The organism is Enterobacter sp. K16B, from assembly GCF_020216105.1.
Taxonomy (GTDB): Bacteria; Pseudomonadota; Gammaproteobacteria; order Enterobacterales; family Enterobacteriaceae; genus Enterobacter; species Enterobacter sichuanensis.
In genome coordinates, this window is record NZ_JAIWJZ010000048.1 from 1 (window position 1) to 257 (window position 257).

Annotated in this window: 1 protein-coding gene; it reads left to right on the plus strand. The window is 53.3% G+C overall.

Going from position 1 to position 257, the window contains the following annotated elements; genetic code table 11:
* The coding region (locus LDK53_RS11190) for a hypothetical protein (protein ID WP_225287227.1) at window positions 1-181 on the plus strand (181 nt) is incomplete at its 5' end.
* Between the last annotated feature and the right edge of the window lie 76 nt (window positions 182-257).

Genomic DNA, 257 nt, shown 5'->3' on the forward strand with positions numbered 1-257 from the left:
AAAAAGGCCGCCCGAGGCGGCCTTAACGCTACTTGTCCTGCGCTATCGAGGTGAAAGCAATGAACGAAATCGGTTCATCACGCTTTACCACAAATACGCTGGCGACAATGAACGCAATGCATATATAGCGTTTCACTATGCGGTCCCTGCAGCTAACCGCTCCACCGTTCACCACCGGTGATAAATCGGTGGACACAAGCTCTGTGTGGAGCCTGACTCACGGTTGTGGAAATACCTCTCCCGTGACCGGTGCCCAT